The organism is Nostoc sp. (assembly GCF_036916655.1).
Classification (GTDB): Bacteria; Cyanobacteriota; Cyanobacteriia; order Cyanobacteriales; family Nostocaceae; genus Nostoc.
This window is the reverse complement of record NZ_JBALFY010000063.1, coordinates 1-15,592: the sequence shown is the minus strand read 5'-3', so window position 1 is coordinate 15,592 and position 15,592 is coordinate 1. Positions and strand designations below refer to the sequence as shown.

At 41.2% G+C, this 15,592-nt stretch carries 12 protein-coding genes, 2 tRNA genes and 2 pseudogenes; 11 read left to right on the top strand and 5 right to left on the bottom strand.

Features of this window, described 5'->3' with window-relative positions:
* Nucleotides 1–361 precede the first annotated feature (361 nt).
* The 4 genes from V7L31_RS15080 to nifE all read right to left on the bottom strand — a co-directional run bounded on the left by V7L31_RS15080 (nucleotide 362) and on the right by nifE (nucleotide 6,252).
* Nucleotides 362–1,009, bottom strand: a complete 648-nt coding sequence (locus tag V7L31_RS15080; protein WP_334696973.1) for a class I SAM-dependent methyltransferase — start codon at nucleotides 1,007–1,009, stop codon at nucleotides 362–364.
* 229 nt (nucleotides 1,010–1,238) lie between these two features.
* Nucleotides 1,239–3,434 carry a sensor histidine kinase gene (locus tag V7L31_RS15075; RefSeq protein WP_334696972.1) on the bottom strand — a complete coding sequence of 732 codons (2,196 nt, stop codon included), beginning with the start codon at nucleotides 3,432–3,434 and terminating at the stop codon, nucleotides 1,239–1,241.
* Between the two features lie 574 nt (nucleotides 3,435–4,008).
* Complete coding sequence (locus V7L31_RS15070; RefSeq protein WP_334696971.1) at nucleotides 4,009–4,296, bottom strand: hypothetical protein; 288 nt, start codon at nucleotides 4,294–4,296, stop codon at nucleotides 4,009–4,011.
* 564 nt (nucleotides 4,297–4,860) lie between these two features.
* Nucleotides 4,861–6,252 (bottom strand): nitrogenase iron-molybdenum cofactor biosynthesis protein NifE, encoded by a 1,392-nt coding sequence (gene nifE / locus V7L31_RS15065; protein ID WP_334696970.1) that lies wholly within the window; start codon nucleotides 6,250–6,252, stop codon nucleotides 4,861–4,863.
* Nucleotides 6,253–6,976: 724 nt separating this feature from the next.
* On the opposite strand from nifE, the gene V7L31_RS15060 reads away from it, so the two are divergent.
* The 11 genes and pseudogenes from V7L31_RS15060 to V7L31_RS15010 all read left to right on the top strand — a co-directional run.
* Nucleotides 6,977–7,813 carry an oxidoreductase gene (locus V7L31_RS15060; RefSeq protein WP_334696969.1) on the top strand — a complete coding sequence of 279 codons (837 nt, stop codon included), beginning with the start codon at nucleotides 6,977–6,979 and terminating at the stop codon, nucleotides 7,811–7,813.
* 132 nt (nucleotides 7,814–7,945) lie between these two features.
* Nucleotides 7,946–8,524 (top strand): hypothetical protein, encoded by a 579-nt coding sequence (locus V7L31_RS15055; protein ID WP_292840915.1) that lies wholly within the window; start codon nucleotides 7,946–7,948, stop codon nucleotides 8,522–8,524.
* A 60-nt stretch (nucleotides 8,525–8,584) separates the two neighbouring features.
* The gene (locus V7L31_RS15050; RefSeq protein WP_334696968.1) at nucleotides 8,585–8,932 is read left to right on the top strand and encodes an immunity protein TriTu family protein; all 348 of its coding nucleotides are present in this window, start codon (nucleotides 8,585–8,587) and stop codon (nucleotides 8,930–8,932) included.
* A 180-nt stretch (nucleotides 8,933–9,112) separates the two neighbouring features.
* Entirely contained in the window at nucleotides 9,113–10,699 is a 1,587-nt protein-coding gene (locus V7L31_RS15045; RefSeq protein ID WP_334696967.1) for a phytoene desaturase family protein, read from the top strand.
* A 190-nt stretch (nucleotides 10,700–10,889) separates the two neighbouring features.
* Complete coding sequence (locus tag V7L31_RS15040) at nucleotides 10,890–11,147, top strand: hypothetical protein (protein WP_334696966.1); 258 nt, start codon at nucleotides 10,890–10,892, stop codon at nucleotides 11,145–11,147.
* 267 nt (nucleotides 11,148–11,414) lie between these two features.
* Complete coding sequence (locus V7L31_RS15035; RefSeq protein WP_334696965.1) at nucleotides 11,415–11,909, top strand: COP23 domain-containing protein; 495 nt, start codon at nucleotides 11,415–11,417, stop codon at nucleotides 11,907–11,909.
* Between the two features lie 137 nt (nucleotides 11,910–12,046).
* Nucleotides 12,047–12,122, top strand: a tRNA-Met gene (locus V7L31_RS15030).
* Nucleotides 12,122–12,197 (top strand) — tRNA-Met (locus V7L31_RS15025). The genes V7L31_RS15030 and V7L31_RS15025 overlap by 1 nt, the downstream gene beginning before the upstream one ends.
* Before the next feature lie 397 nt (nucleotides 12,198–12,594).
* The gene (locus V7L31_RS15020) at nucleotides 12,595–13,323 is read left to right on the top strand and encodes a reverse transcriptase family protein (RefSeq protein WP_334696964.1); all 729 of its coding nucleotides are present in this window, start codon (nucleotides 12,595–12,597) and stop codon (nucleotides 13,321–13,323) included.
* 152 nt (nucleotides 13,324–13,475) lie between these two features.
* A complete protein-coding gene (locus V7L31_RS15015) occupies nucleotides 13,476–15,002 on the top strand; it encodes a slipin family protein (protein ID WP_334697035.1) in 1,527 nt (508 codons plus the stop codon).
* Between the two features lie 117 nt (nucleotides 15,003–15,119).
* A pseudogene (locus tag V7L31_RS15010) lies at nucleotides 15,120–15,221 on the top strand (Uma2 family endonuclease); the annotation flags it as partial.
* A 75-nt stretch (nucleotides 15,222–15,296) separates the two neighbouring features.
* Here the strand turns inward: V7L31_RS15010 and V7L31_RS15005 are convergent.
* Nucleotides 15,297–15,503: pseudogene (locus V7L31_RS15005) on the bottom strand (element excision factor XisI family protein); the annotation flags it as partial.
* Nucleotides 15,504–15,592: the final 89 nt, after the last annotated feature.

The following is a 15,592-nucleotide window of genomic DNA, read 5'->3' as shown; positions in this document are numbered from 1 at the left end:
TACCTTACAGCAGTTTTCATGTATTTGAACCACATCTGTCGTAAGGGCACAGCATTGCTCATTGGTGTCAACTTAACTCAAAACCGCTTGTCCAGCGGGAATTGAAATTCCCGTCTCACAGCTAAAGTCATCTGAAGATGACTAAATGTCGCCAAAAATCTCCAGTCTACTTCAGTAGACTTAAGCTAAAAGCCAAAAAAATTTATTTCCGGGCGGGCATGGAAGCCAACAGATAAGCTATTTCCAGCTGAAGTTGACATCAATGAGCATTGCTGTGACCCTACCGCGTGGTCTATTTACCTGAAAATAACTGTAAGATATGCGATCGCACTCACTTAACTAGAGTGCGATCCTGTTGTTTTTAACTTTTCGAGTTTTTCAGCAGTAGTTGACAACCACACGAGAACGGGTTTGGACTTTCTATGCGATCGTCTGCAAGTACTTCAATGGTCAGTTGACTGTTGTAAATCAATTCGTCATAATCCATCAAGGCGTCCCACTTGATCTTGCCAGATGGGAAGCCTTGCTGTGAGGCAGCATCAGATATTAACTCTTGCCATTTCTGAATTTCTGGATCTTGCGATTTGCTGTAATCGAGAATGGCAATCAATGCACCAGGCTTAGTAACTCGTAAAATCTCTGCAAGAGCGCGGACTGGATCGCTAACGACACAGAAGGTAAATCCCGATGCTGCGGCATCAAAGCTATTATCAGGAAAATCCAGATTGCAGAGATCCGATACTTTGAAAGTGATGTCTGCGGATACGCGCTTTTTACGTGCTTCATCCATCATCTTATGAGAAAGATCGACACCAACGACATGCACACCTTCAGAATAGGCTGGAAGATTAAGACCAGTTCCTACGGCCGCATCCAGTACGGTTTGTCCGGGCTTCAGCTGCAAGGAAGCAATTAGGGGTTCGCGTTCGATGTGCCAGTAACGCTTTAAAATTGCATCATAATCCACTGCTGCCCGATCGTAGGTTTCAATTACCTGATGTATCTGCATAAATTTTTTAGACTACTTCTTTTAAGTATCTGTTCAACTGCTGGTGTGTTAACGCCCAAGCCTCGTGTATTCTACTACTACTTAGATGACTTGACCAGAAGAGGCAGGGGAGCAGAGAGCAAGGGGGAAAGATTCTAAGTTCCCCAGCAAGCGAGGGATGCCCCTGAATTTATTTAGGGAACCTAAAAAATAAATTATCCAATGGATAGAAACATTTATTTCAGGCGCATTAAACCATTTGATGAACTTTCAAGCAGAGAGGAATTTGGATGATAAACTCGGTTCCTTTTCCAGCAGTTGAGAAGCACTCTAGTTTACCACGATGTTTTTCTGTGATGATTTGGTAGCTGATGGACATGCCCATGCCGGTTCCTTTGCCCACGGGTTTGGTGGTAAAAAAGGGATCGAATATTCGTTGCTGAAATTCTTGAGAAATACCAACTCCATTATCAGCGATCGCTATTTCTACCCATGTGGAATTAATTACCGATGTACGAATCTTAATTCGACTGGGATGATCATTGATTTCCTGATAGGTATACTTAGTATTATTTTCTTCTAAGGCATCAATCGCATTCACTAAAATATTCATAAATACCTGATTGAGTTGCCCAGCATAGCATTCTACAAAAGGTACAGTACCGTAGTCTTTGATCACCTCAATTTCAGGTTGTTCTGGTTTAGCTTTGAGGCGATGTTGCAAAATCATCAAGGTACTGTCGATGCCCTCATGAATATCAACACTTTTAAATTCTGCTTCATCGATACGTGAGAAGTTACGCAGAGATAGTACAATTTGGCGAATGCGCTCGGTTCCCACTTTCATAGAAGACAACATTTTCGGCAAGTCTTCTTGTAAAAATTCCAAATCGATGTCTTCAGCAAAAGTTTGAATTTCAGCCGCCGGATTAGGATTATACTGCTGATACAATTGCACAAATGCTAATAAATCTTGGGTATATTCCTGTACATGGGCGAGGTTGCCATGAATAAAGTTGACTGGATTATTAATTTCGTGTGCAACTCCAGCAACTAGTTGTCCCAGACTAGACATTTTTTCACTTTGAATAACTTGAGATTGAGTACGCTGCAATTCTCCTAAGGTATTTTTGAGTTCAGTAGTGCGTTCTTCTACTCGATCTTCTAGTTCTTCTTTACTTTTCTCTAAAGCAGTAAACGATTCGTGCAATTGTCCTGCCATATAGTTGAAAGAGTTAGACAGGGTATTAAGTTCTTGAATGCTGCTAGTTTCTACTGTCTGAGCTAAATTACCAGATGCCATTGCCTCACTTGCCCGATTCAGGCGCAGAATCGGAGATACAATCCACCGGGAAGTAAACACACCCAGTATTGAGGCAATGCCTAATGCACCCAAACAAAGCGCGATCGTGGTACGTGTGTTAGCGTTAATTTGCCCGATGAATGCGTTTTCTGGCACACTCACAACCATCAGCCAATTCAAACCATACTTGTCACGCCAAGGTAAAACATCGACAAAATACTGTTTTCCTTGTACCTGAAGTTGAAAATCTGTATCTTTGTTGATAGACCCAAACCCAGAGGTTTGAAAGTGTCTGGCAATGTTCTGGATGATTGGATCGGAACTGTCAATCGCCTGCAATCGCCGGATTTCTTGATTGACGAGGAGAAAAGGCTTTTCCGTACCAGAACTGGCGATTAATGTGCCATCCCGCTCCAAAAGGAATACCCGCCCAGACTTACTAATATTCAAACTGCGTAAAAAATCGCTGAGTTTCAGCAGGTGAATATCTGCTGCAATCATTCCTAATAAGCGATTTTGCGAATCATAAATCGGACGACTAGCAGAAGCACTGATGTAGGGGCCAGCTGGCAGATTTACAGTCACAATCTTTCCCCAAATAGGTTTACCAGCGGCGATGGGTTGGGTATACCAAGATTCACTAAAATTGTTCCAAGTCCATCGAGTATTCACCTGAGTTCGATTACCTTGATTATCTGTGGCATAAGTGACAGTATTATTGGCAAGTTTGGCAGTCCAATCATCAATGGTAATCGTTTTGCCATCATAACGAGCGGCTCCCAGCCCCTCACCCGTTGTTAGTCCGATACCAATATAAGTCAGGTTATAAGCCTGCATCTGATCCCAGAAATACTTGCCAAGGGTTTGGCGATCGCGTACATTCAAGATTCCCCTATGAATAGCGTCTGCATTGATCTGATTCAGGGTTTGCGGAATGGAAAGATAAGACTTTAAGTGTTCATCCACTACCTCAGTGGTGCGATCTATCAACTGTTCTGCTAGATCGTTAACTGCTCTTTGCCCATTTTTAAAGGACAAATAACCCACTAAACTAACCGCTCCAAAAATTTGGATCAGGAAGGGAACAACAAGAACAATCTGTAACGGGAATGCTTTACCTTTGCGGAGATAGTGGATCTTCATTGCTGGAAGCTGGAAGTTATGCTAGTTTTATTCACTTCTATAGTTCCCAAGATGTCCACATATTCACCTTTGTTTAAGTTTTTTCAAGTCAATGACACTATGGTAGTGCTTTGTAGCAAAGTGCAACGCACTACCATATAGCGGTTCTCCTTTCGATGCAATATATTAACCTTTCTCCTAAAAAGCTGTGTATACACTAAGTCGAATTACCTCCTTAATCCCCCCTTGGAAAGGTGGGAAAAAAGAAATCTAGTTCCCTCCCTTTTGCAAGGGGAGGGTTAGAGGATGTTTGAAAAGTTTTGGGCGAATATAATTCGCTACCACACTGGTATTGTCCACCTTTGCGTACTCAGACAAAATCAATGTCTTCAACCCACGGAGGTGGGTTTCGTCTGTGTAGCCGCGAATTATATTCGCCAGGGCTTGGTATTAAATTAAACTTTTCAAACAGCCTCTTAGGCTCACAGCGATACCGATTAATTCTCCAATAAAGTCAGGGATTTTTTGTGTTACGCCCTGCTTATTCTTAAGTCAGTAATCTGCTGTCAGGTTGGCTTAGTTATGTACGGACTGATTACCGTGATTCACTAAGCAACGAATCGCACTCTTCAAAAGAAGTGTGTGCCGATAACCACTTAAAAGGAAATGTCGTTACTCTTGTCATAACATGGTTTCCCCCACCAAAAATGATGATATTCCTGGCTAGGGAACAAAACTTTCCGATCTCAATCCGGTCTGTGGGGGTAAATATTCCCAAACTGATGCGCCGATTAAAATAGGTGTAATCTCCAACTTTGATACGCGGGTCTTGAATGTGAGCATTTAGCCAAATAAGAGGAGAAGCGTATTCAAGCATAGGCATAAAAAATATCTACACTTCAAAAGTCTAATCAATTTGCTTCATTCATAATGGCATAAGGCTGAGATCCTTACAAGAGTGGAAATAGAGGCTCTTACTTGAGTTCGACGTAAAAAAAGACTGAAAACTAGACAGAATAAATTTTATAGCAATACACAGCTTTCCATCTTAATATCAATAAGATGAGATAAATGAGAATAAGAGCGAATGGTACTGTTTGGAGTATGATGAATCCGTGATGAATTCATTACGGAAATGACTATTAAAAAATTGTTGAAACGGGACACAAGAGGGGGAAGACGTGAAAATGCTGGCGTCCAACGCGTGCGCACCGGAATAAAATGGAAATCTTCTCAACACCAAGTGGGTGTGTTTGTACTCTAACGATCAAGTAATAAAGGTTTCCATTTTATTCTTTTTTCATGCGTCGGCAGAAAGTCAAATTGGAAAAATAAAGACACAATTTAGCAAAGAGAGCGATCGCTTACGACTTAAATATAAGCGATCGCAAAAGCAACTTAGACTTTTTCTGTTAACTAATTGTTCTCGTTTTCCTCAGTTCTCTATTCAAAGAGAATATGATGTTTCCAAGAGTTCCCAAGGAGCAGGTTTTCTGACTTGCTCCCATACAGGACTATACACGGCTTCATGCAATTCCCGTGCCATTTCCACTAACCCTGCATAACCAGCGTAAGCATGATGACGTTCATGATTAATATCCAAAAAAGGAATTTGTGCTTTCAGTGCTGTATATTGATTGCCAGCCCCAGCAATCAACACATCAGCTTTTGTATTCTTGAGTACCTTTAGTAATGTCGGGGGAGTTCCATCAGCTAAAACCACGCCATCTTCACCAAGCAATTGCTTAATTTTGGCTTTTTCTTCTTCTGTACTCTTTTTGTCAGTAGTAGCAATAACTTCCATTCCCAAGTCTTTGGCTGCTAAAATAAGTGACCAACTTTTGACACCACCACTAGCAAGAATAACCCGCTTGCCTTTTAATTGAGAACGGTAGGGAGCTAAGGCAATATCTAAAGCTGCTGTTTCTTCTGCAATTAACCATTCTGTGCGTTCTTGCAGAGATTTATCGCCTAATATTGCTGCAACATTTCGCAAGCAATGATTGAGGTTTTCCACGCCATAGAAAGATTCTTCAATATAAGGAATGCCATAATCTTCTTGCATTGAGAGTGCCATTTGCACTGCTACATTCGAGCAAATTACTACATTCAATTTGGCACGATGAGCATAGCAAACTTCCTCATAGCGTGCATCACCTGTAATTTTGGAGAGAACGCGTATACCCAATTTCTTGAACAGTGGTAAAACATTCCACAATTCACCAGCAACGTTGTATTCACCAACGATATTGATATCGAATGGTGTGGCAAATTCTGGTTCAGCCATTCCAATTACATATCTCAATAAAGTTTCATTACCGATGCGGTTTCCGAAATTTTTACTACCTAAAAATCCTGGTGCATCTACATATATAACCGGAATACCAATTTTCTTTGCAGCTGTTTTACAGACGCTATCTATATCGTCACCAATCAAAGCAGTAACACAAGTAGAGTAGACAAATACAGCCGCAGGATTGTAGCGTTCAACAACTTCAAGAATAGCTTTGTATAGCTTCTTTTCACCACCAAAAACAACATTATTTTCACTAAAGTTAGTAGTAAAACCAATTTGGTGTAGTTGAGAACCTGATGAAAGGCTACCATGAGTTGCCCAAGGGTTATGAGTGCAAGCAACAGGGCCATGCACTAAATGAGCCGCATCAGTAATTGCTCCCACAGAAACCATTGCCCCATCAAAAGGACAATTTCCTTGAGTTGCACCTGGTTGTGCTGCTTTATTACATGACAGTTTTTTGTTCTCGTGCAATTTTTTTTGGTTATGTACACAAGCTGTATCGTTGAGTAGTTCCTTGATTGTTCCTTGGGTATTTTTCATGTCTTTGCCTCGCGCTGAAGATTAATACAAAAGGGATGAAGAGTGATGAATTCTGTTAGCATAGCCAGGTGTAACCCGTGCTAATTGCTGAGTTAACTGAGTTTAAAAACCCTACTAAATAAGGGCAAATACAACATATTCTGTGAGAAAGCTGAGTTGTAAACAACACACCACATAAACTTTAACAGCTAGTAAATTCCCTATCTGGAGACTTTTTACGTTCTCCAAAGAGTTACAAAAAATCGTAACTGATGCACTAACACTTTCAGGTAAAACAGCCAACTCCTCTCACATATCTTCCGTAGGAAATAAGACCTGTTAATGCTTTTCCTATTCTTAGCTTCTCTAAATGTTAGCCTAGCATAATTTTCAAAAAGGATTAACTTTTTGATTTTTTGCTGTAAAAATACTCATGTAATGCTGAATTATTTGCAATCAATCGGGGATCTGCGGTTTTTAATTGTCACAAATTAATTGTTCAAGTCTAAGAGGTTATTTGAAAAGTCTAATTTATTACTAGCCCTGGCGATTAGAAATCGCGGCTACACAAACAAAACCCACTGATGTGGGTTAACAACTCTTGATTTTTCATTAGTCCACGGAGTTGTACTTGGTTTGTTTAGTAGCGAATTCTATTCGCCTAAGACTTTTCAAACATTCTCTAAAGTATACTCCACAGTTTACAATAGCTTGCATATAACAATATTTGAATTTCTGGAAGTTAATGATGAACAAAATAGTTCTGATTACAGGTGCTTCTAGCGGAATTGGCAAGGCTACAGCTGAAAAACTTCTTGATGATGGTTATTTAGTCTACGTATCTGCACGACGCATTGACAAATTGCAAACTTTAGCTGCTAAAGGTGCAAAAGTTCTGGAATTGGATGTTACTCAAGACGAGTCGATGAAGTCAGCAGTAGATTTTATTATTCGTGAATCAGGCAGAATCGACATTTTAGTTAATAATGCCGGCTATGGCTCTTATGGAGCATTAGAAGATGTTTCTATTGAAGAAGCTAAATATCAATTTGAAGTAAATGTTTTTGGACTGGCAAGACTAACTCAGTTAGTGCTTCCATATATGCGAAAAAACTCCTTTGGGAAGATTGTAAATATTACATCAATAGGAGGTAAGATTTACGAACCTTTGGGTAGTTGGTATCACTCAACTAAATTTGCTGTTGAAGGATTGAGTGATTGTCTGCGTCTGGAACTTAAGCCCTTTGGGATTGATGTGATTATTGTGGAACCAGGAGCAACTCTGACAGAGTGGGGAGCGATCGCAGTTGAAAAATTATTGCAGACATCAGGTAACACTGCCTATGCAACAGCGGCTCAAACTGGAGCAAAATTATTAGCTTTCACCAGTGACGAGAAACTTGCATCTAAACCCGAAGTTATTGCAGACACAATCTCAAAAGCTCTCAAAGCGAAAAAACCCAAGGCCCGGTATGCAACAGGAAGTGGGGCAACATTTTTGGTGACATTTCGTAAATTTGCCAGTGATGGGCTAATGGATTCCCTGATGCAATTTATGATTAAGCAAGCATCACAACGGTAGTAGAGACTGCAATTTATCGTATCTCTCTAACTGGAATTTGATAACATTAACAAAGTAAGCGATCGCCTGTTACCAACTTCGGCGATATCTACGATGGGCCACGCCCTCTTCAGCAGAGAGAACAAAAATACTATGGTAAAGCGTAAGAAAAGCAATCTCCAGTGGATTAAAGAAACGCTTGAACTCAAACCCGATCATCGTTGGGAATCGCCATCAGGCTACAAAATTTTTGTAGCAGATAGAGGCGCTGTTCGCTTCAATGTTCCCCAGGATTGGGTTTTTGAGCCACAAGAAAAATCTTTCAAGTTCATGGATAAAAAACCGCCCAACGATGATTGCTGCCTAGAAGTATCTTTCAATCGCCTGCCACCCAACGACTGGAGCCAATTTCCGCTAAAACCCACCTTGAAAAAAATCATGGAAGACGACAGTCGTAACGTCATTGCCAAAGGAGAAATTGTTACCATCAAGCGTCAAACTGCCAGAATTGTCTGGACAGAGATCAAGTTTATTGACACTCAAGAAGAACCACGGGAAGCTTTTTCGCGGACTTGTATTGGTTTGGGGTCAAATGTTCAGTGCTTGATTACATTTGATTATTGGGCAGATCAAGCAGAACAATTAATACACGTTTGGGATGAAGCGATGCGTAGTCTCACGTTAGGGTTATATATCCGTGACCCCATGACTGGTCTGGCTTTCCCAGACTGAGCCTAAGGATGAATCGTGAGGAGGGTAGAATTAATAATACTCCTGCTCTCAATATTGGGAATGCATCTAAATCCACTCACACAGATAATTTTAGAACGAGGTTTTGACCGATTTCAACCAGGATTAAGATCGCGTTTCGCTGCTTATCGGCTGAAATATACACTGACCTACTGTGAATCCAGTGATAATTCAGCTATGCGTCTTGATTTTGAAAGTTCATTACATCTTGGTAGAGTAACAGTTTGGGAGTCAGGAGCTTGTGAGATGGATATTTTAGAAATATCTACTGGTAACAATGTCTTTTATGAAAGTCACCAGTTCAATAACGAAAAAGAATTTCATCGAACTTATCCAAGACTGGTAATTTTTATGCGTGATATGTTGCGACTTAATTCAGAGGATGTTTAGTTAAAAACCATTATAAATAAGTGCTAGCGTTTTCGTTTTTCTTAGTGCAGTAATCCTATTTGATTTGCTCTCCACAGACAGGCTCAGATCCCCAAGGGAAACGCATCTAATTTGTTTTGACAAAATGTAACTCACTTGAAGTTGACAGCGACAACATCTACATTCTTTGTGAGAGTAATTATGCTAACAACAACAACTCGACAGCAGCAGTTTGATGCAATTGTGATTGGCTCTGGAATTGGTGGGTTGACGGTTGCCGCGCTCCTATCTAAGCTTTATCACAAAAACGTTTTAGTGTTAGAACAGCATTTCACTGCTGGGGGATTCACCCATACCTTTGAGCGCAAGGGAAAATTTCTTTGGGATGTGGGGCTGCACTATGTTGGAAATATGGGAGATGGAGGCACTGGCAAAGCTGTGTTTGACTATCTCACCAATGGCAATTTGAGTTGGCATAAGATGCCCGATCCGTTTGAAAAATTTGTCTACCCGAACTTCACCTTTGAGGTTTATTCTGACCCCGATCGCTTTCAGTCCGATCTAATCCAGCGCTTTCCTCGCGAGCAGAAAGCCATTCGGCGGTACTTTAAGGATGTCCAGAAAGCAGCATTTTGGTTTGGGGCGCATTCAATGTTGGAGCTATTTCCGGTATTGCTGCATCCTCTACTTAGGCGGTTTGTTCGTCATTTTGGGGCCATTGCTAGACAAACCACCCAGCATTATTTGAACAGACATTTTCAAGATGCCCAACTCAAAGCATTACTGGCTTCCCAGTGGGGAAACTATGGCTTACCGCCATCCCAAAGTTGCTTTGGCATTCATGGTGCGATTGTTACCCATTATTTTAAGGGCGGCTGGTATCCTGTGGGTGGGGCAAAGGCGATCGCGCAAGCCATTATTCCCGTGATTGAACAGGGGGGTGGTGTCGTCATCACCCAACGCCGAGTCACGGAAATCTTGTTGGAATCCGGGGTAGCAGTGGGAGTGAAAGCCCAAGATACAGCACATCCCAAGGCAGACGTGGAAACGTACTTTGCACCTATTGTGGTGTCTGATGCCGGAGCCTTCAATACTTATGTGAAGCTAATTCCACCCAACTACGCGCTGGCAGAGCGCCAGAAAATTCAAGCGTTTCCAAAAAGTAACAGTATGGTGACGGTATATTTAGGGTTAAAAGAGAGTCCACAGCAACTAGGGTTTCAGGGTGAGAACCATTGGATTTACACGACCTATAACCACGACGCAATTATCCAAGATCCACCCATCTCTGCTGATAATTTACCTAAATTCTGCTATCTCTCATTTCCATCGCTGAAAGATCCATTAGCTGAGGGGCATACGGCAGAGATCATTGCCTACGTTGACTATGATTTCTTTTCGCAGTGGCAGGAACAATCTTGGCGACGGCGAGGCACGGATTACACTAAACTGAAAGCCCAAATTACCCAATCCCTGATTCAGTTAGTGGAGCGCCACTATCCTGGCTTTCAGGATTTGATTGAGTATGCCGAACTCTCGACTCCACTGACGGTGGAACACTTTGATGCTAGCGATCGCGGTGCTATCTTCGGCATTCCCTGTATTCCTGAACGCCTGGATCAATCCTGGATCGGGGCTAGAACACCAATTAAAAATCTATACCTGACCGGAGTCGATACACTTTCACTCGGCATTATGGGAGCGATGATGGGTGGAGTTAAAACAGCAGGTGTTTTAAATGGAGCATTCGGCTTTTTTAAGATTATGACAACCATCATGAGAAGGTGACAGAGAAAGCTTTACGAGTATATGACATTGATAAACTCAGACGTGAGATATTACTTAAGTCATAATTTAACTAGTTACTTTTATCACTAGTGGATAGCTGTTTGAAATCATATCCTTATAAACATGAGACATCAACCAGATTAAGGTTTCCAGAACTTTAATCATACAATTTACCAAACGAGATTTACTTATGAATATCAAACAAATTCTTGCTGGTGCAGTGCTTCTTTTACCATTTGCTGTTACTTCCATTCCTTCGCAAGCGTCAGCATCACAGGTTATTGTTAATCCTCATAGTCCTAATAGACCTGCTCAAATAATCGCAAAAAAACCACCACAAGTTAAACGTTATACACCACCAGTGAAAAAGAAAGTGCTAGCTCCTGCACATTGGGAAAAAACAAATCATGGTCGCAAGTGGGTTGCGGCTCATTATATATACAAGTAAAAACGCCTGAAACCTTAAGCAAATTGAAGAAGAATTCAGAATTCAGAATGGGCTAAACGCCCCGCTACCGCTAACAGGAGTCAGAATCAAGACGCTCGTTCGGCTTTGGCATCTCTCCTTCTCCCAAAGAGAGAGGCTAAGGCCAAGGGAGAAGACTCGCTACCGCTGCGCTATCCGCCAGTCGTACAAAATTCATTCTGAATTCTGAATTCTGACTCCTGAATTCTGATTGATAAAAACTTTTTACTTAATATTTGAGAGATACTCATGAAATTGGCATCATTGACAAATGTTTTGGTTGCAGGTATCGTCGCTCTCGGTGCGACTGCAACCATGAATCAGCCAAGTCAAGCCGAAAGTAGGCGAGGATTTTATTGTGACACATCAGGAAACAAACCCGTAACGGTGTACACAAATCCTAGAGGTGTTTCTGAGCCTTGGATTCGCTGGACTTCCAATTACTTCAAAGACGCTGGTTACAATAAACTGACGCGTTGTCAAGACGTAAGCCACCGCTTGGAAACTTACCGTCGCAACAGAGAACTGAAGTTTATTACTGTCGGCAAAATGAATGGACAAAATGTGGTTTGCACCGCAAATCAAGTTAGTGGACGCTGTGAAAACTTGATATTGACCCTCAAACCTAATGAAGATGGCGTGCAAGCGCTAAATAATCTCCTGGCTTGGCACCAACCCCTCAGTAAAAGCAATAGAACACCTTACGTTGATTTGAGAGAACATCTAGGGATTCCCAAAGAATAGATTACAGCGTTTTTCCTGTGCTAAATTTAAACTGGGATAGTCAAAAAGTTACAAAGCTATAGTTTAGGTTCTGTATGCCTAACTGGTGCGCTAAACTTTTGCATAAGCGTATACCGCCGAGTACTTTAAACTATATTGCTTGATTAGCTCAGTTGGTAGAGCAATCGACTCATAATCGATGCGTCACAGGTTCGAGTCCTGTATCAAACCCCAGGAAGTTAGCTCAGTTGGTAGAGCAATCGACTCATAATCGATGTGTTGTAGGTTCGATTCCTATACTTTCACCCAACCCTGTCCGGGTTAAAAGACAATACCCTCCCAAGGTAGCAAATATGGTACGGATCTTAACAGATTCGAGACCCCTCCTTTTCTTAACTCTGCGGTGCAAGTGTTCTGCTGTCGGTCATCACTCGTAAGGGTAATGTTCGATAGCCACAGTCAAGGAGCAAGCGCAACTGCATTTTTCCCTAACTTGAGTATGTCCCTTCGTTGCCTACATCTAGTTTTCCTTCGGGATTTTGGATTGGCAAGCGAACGGTATATTTGAGCGCGGTTCTCTTTTTCTAGATTGCCATTGAGCAGTTTGGGAAAATTAACAGCAATCTTAATCCAGTTTTGGAGAAGCTTTTGCCCACACCTAAACTGTAAACACTTGCATGAGCAGAGTAAAAAAATCTTTTGTATTATGTCCAGCCAAAATCTCAGCACTACTCCATTAGCGACTGAAAGTAATCTAGAAAAGTTGCGATCGCATGGTTTAGCTGAATATAATACTGCTGAAGAAATAGCCTTCGCAATGGGAATCAGCTTAGAAGAACTACGTTTGTTAACAACAACTACAACTAGACATTACCTGCCTTTCAAAATTTCAAAAAAGACAAGTGGAGAAAGAATCATTTCTGCACCAAAGCCTGAACTTAAAGCTGCTCAAAGGTGGATTCTAGAGAATATTTTAGAGAAATTAAAAATTCATAATGCAGCGCACGGCTTTTGTAAAAATCGTTCCATAGTCACCAATGCTAAACCCCATATTGGTGCAAACGTAATAGTCAATCTTGATTTACAGAATTTTTTTCAGTCAATTTCTTACAACCGCGTCAAAGAATTATTTTGCGGTTTTGGTTATTCAGAACCTACGGCGACAATTTTCGGGTTGATTTGTACGACTGCTGAAATAGCCATAAATGGACAAATTAACTATACAGCTTCAGAAAACCGCCATTTACCTCAAGGTTCGCCTGCAAGTCCCGCTATTTCTAATCTAATTTGCCGTAATCTCGATAGTCGTCTTGCTGCGATCGCTTACTTTCTTTCGCCCAAAGTAAATAAATCTTTTGTAGTATATAGTAGTACAAGAAGCGAAAACCAATCCTTTAGCCTTTGTCTACTCCAGGACTTGATCTGTGAGACATAGGTGGTATTTGAGTTCGAGCAAGGTTATAAATGTTGTTATCAAATCTTCTTAGCTGATTGCGTTGGCGTAGCCCGTCGTAGACATCGCTACGCCCAAACCAGGCATTGCATAGCTTACCTAAAATATCAAGTAAATTCTTTATGCAAATTACTATGTGGCAAACATTTTATATCAAACTTAACGAAATCGGCATCTTATATCACCGCAGTGATTTTAAGAAAATCTTGCAGCCGGGTACACATATATATTTTGGTCGGCATTGGCAAGTCAAAATTTATGACCTCAATCAGCCACAAGCACAGATTGAAAACCTAGAATTGTTGTTGCGAAGTCACGAAGCCGAACTGCAACAACATTTATTGATTATCAGAACTGCATTCAACCAAGCTGCTTTAGTCCGTTGCGGTCAGAATTGGGTAAGCGTTCCACCAAATCAATTACGAGCTTTTTGGCGTGGTTTTATTGAGGTAGAATCTCACCTATTCAACTTAGAAGAAAGCTTAGAATTGCCTAGTTTTTTTGTGCAGCAATTGCGCTCAGTTACCTTGAATGGACTGAAAAAGTTCCAAATCTCCGAGTCTGAGATCGGTTTGCTATATCTGCAAAATAATTTTGTGCGACCTCTAGAATCAGGAGAGTATGCTTTTTGGTCAGTAGATAGAGATGTTACAGTCCGAACTCTCAACCGAATTATCCCTAACCCAGATTTTCCCTTGGAAGATGTACTCATTGAAAAACATCCTGATTTTATTGCCGCTTACTGTCAAACCGTGCAATTACTGACTTCACAAGTTGCAATTGTGCGATATCGAGGTAAAGTGATTTCTATTTTGCCGCCTACAAGCCGCAAGTTATTTTGGCAGGGTGTTGCAGTGGAAATTCTCGATATCAGCGCTGATGCTCAGTTACAGCCTGCTTTAGTGGCTGAGTTGATTGAGGGTTCAGCAGAAGTGAAATTGCTCAGTCGCAACTGTTTGCATATTTGCCAAGTTCCCGCCCAGCACGTGGGACTAGTATACATTAATCAAGAGTTTCAAGGACAGCGATCGCCAGGAGTACATGCTTGGTGGTTATTTGGCCGCTCTTTTCAAACCGAAGTCATTGACCTGCGACTACAAAATATGGAAGTATCTGGTCAAGACATCCTCTCTAAAGATAAAGTACCTCTGCGGTTAAATTTGACCGCAGGTTTCCGCATCCAAGACCCATTAAGGGCAAAAAACGGGTTGTCAGATATTTCCGGCTTCTTGTACAAAGAATTACAGTTTGCTTTGCGTGGTGCAGTCGGCGAACGCAACTTAGATGGTTTATTAGAAGATAAAGGTGCAATTGATAGAAGCATCTCTGAATACATTCGCCAAAAAGCCGCAGACTATGGAATTGAAGTAGATTCTGTAGGTGTGAAAGATATTATTTTACCTGGTGAAATTAAAAATATCTTGAGCAAGGTAGTTGAGGCAGAAAAAGCCGCTCAAGCAAACGTAGTCAGACGTAGAGAAGAAACGGCTGCTACCCGCAGTATGCTAAACACTGCCAGAGTAATGGAGGACAACCCCGTGGCATTGCGTTTGAAGGAACTGGAAGTATTAGAGCGGATTGCAGAGAAGATCGATCGAATTCAAGTTAACGGCAGCTTGGATAATATTTTAACAGACTTGATTCGGATGAATCCACAGTGATGGCATTAATAAAGTTAGTATGATTTATCAATCACAAATCTAACTCCTACCTTAGAAGCAAATATGTGACAAAATAATATTGTTGTCTTAATAGCCAATGCGATTCGCCTACGACCTATGATTTCTACCATCTCGCGCCGCTACAGCTTGGATGAATATCGCGCGATCGAAGAAAAAGCCGAAGGACGCAGCGAATATCGAGATGGAGAAATTGTACCCTTTTGCGACAACGCACGCTAAGTAAGGGATGCGTACTAAACAGAGATTTATCCTGTAATTACTTTTTAGAGAAATTCACGCTACACCATATTGGGTATATTGACGCAGGTAAGATGGCTGTAATCCTAAAATAATATCCTCTCTAGGTACTCCCATCTCAGTCAAATCTTCAGCAATTTGGATATCCGTCATATTATGCTGAATCCATATCTTTTCATCTTTGATATCGAGATGTATCACACAATTATAAATTCGGTCATATCCATCCCAACCAATCTCTATAGCGGTTCTCAGTTGGGTGCAATATAGTAACAGCAGTGAGTGAACCAGCCAATAATGTCTTTTTTAGTTACTGCATTGAGAGCATTTGT

Excerpts from the sequence above, each read along its gene's own strand:
- V7L31_RS15080 (WP_334696973.1), bottom strand. The coding sequence starts at position 1,009 with ATGCAGATACATCAGGTAATTGAAACCTACGATCGGGCAGCAGTGGAT.
- V7L31_RS15075 (WP_334696972.1), bottom strand. The coding sequence starts at position 3,434 with ATGAAGATCCACTATCTCCGCAAAGGTAAAGCATTCCCGTTACAGATT.
- V7L31_RS15070 (WP_334696971.1), bottom strand. The coding sequence starts at position 4,296 with ATGCCTATGCTTGAATACGCTTCTCCTCTTATTTGGCTAAATGCTCAC.
- nifE (WP_334696970.1), bottom strand. The coding sequence starts at position 6,252 with ATGAAAAATACCCAAGGAACAATCAAGGAACTACTCAACGATACAGCT.
- V7L31_RS15060 (WP_334696969.1), top strand. The coding sequence starts at position 6,977 with ATGATGAACAAAATAGTTCTGATTACAGGTGCTTCTAGCGGAATTGGC.
- V7L31_RS15055 (WP_292840915.1), top strand. The coding sequence starts at position 7,946 with ATGGTAAAGCGTAAGAAAAGCAATCTCCAGTGGATTAAAGAAACGCTT.
- V7L31_RS15050 (WP_334696968.1), top strand. The coding sequence starts at position 8,585 with ATGCATCTAAATCCACTCACACAGATAATTTTAGAACGAGGTTTTGAC.
- V7L31_RS15045 (WP_334696967.1), top strand. The coding sequence starts at position 9,113 with ATGCTAACAACAACAACTCGACAGCAGCAGTTTGATGCAATTGTGATT.
- V7L31_RS15040 (WP_334696966.1), top strand. The coding sequence starts at position 10,890 with ATGAATATCAAACAAATTCTTGCTGGTGCAGTGCTTCTTTTACCATTT.
- V7L31_RS15035 (WP_334696965.1), top strand. The coding sequence starts at position 11,415 with ATGAAATTGGCATCATTGACAAATGTTTTGGTTGCAGGTATCGTCGCT.
- V7L31_RS15020 (WP_334696964.1), top strand. The coding sequence starts at position 12,595 with ATGTCCAGCCAAAATCTCAGCACTACTCCATTAGCGACTGAAAGTAAT.
- V7L31_RS15015 (WP_334697035.1), top strand. The coding sequence starts at position 13,476 with ATGTGGCAAACATTTTATATCAAACTTAACGAAATCGGCATCTTATAT.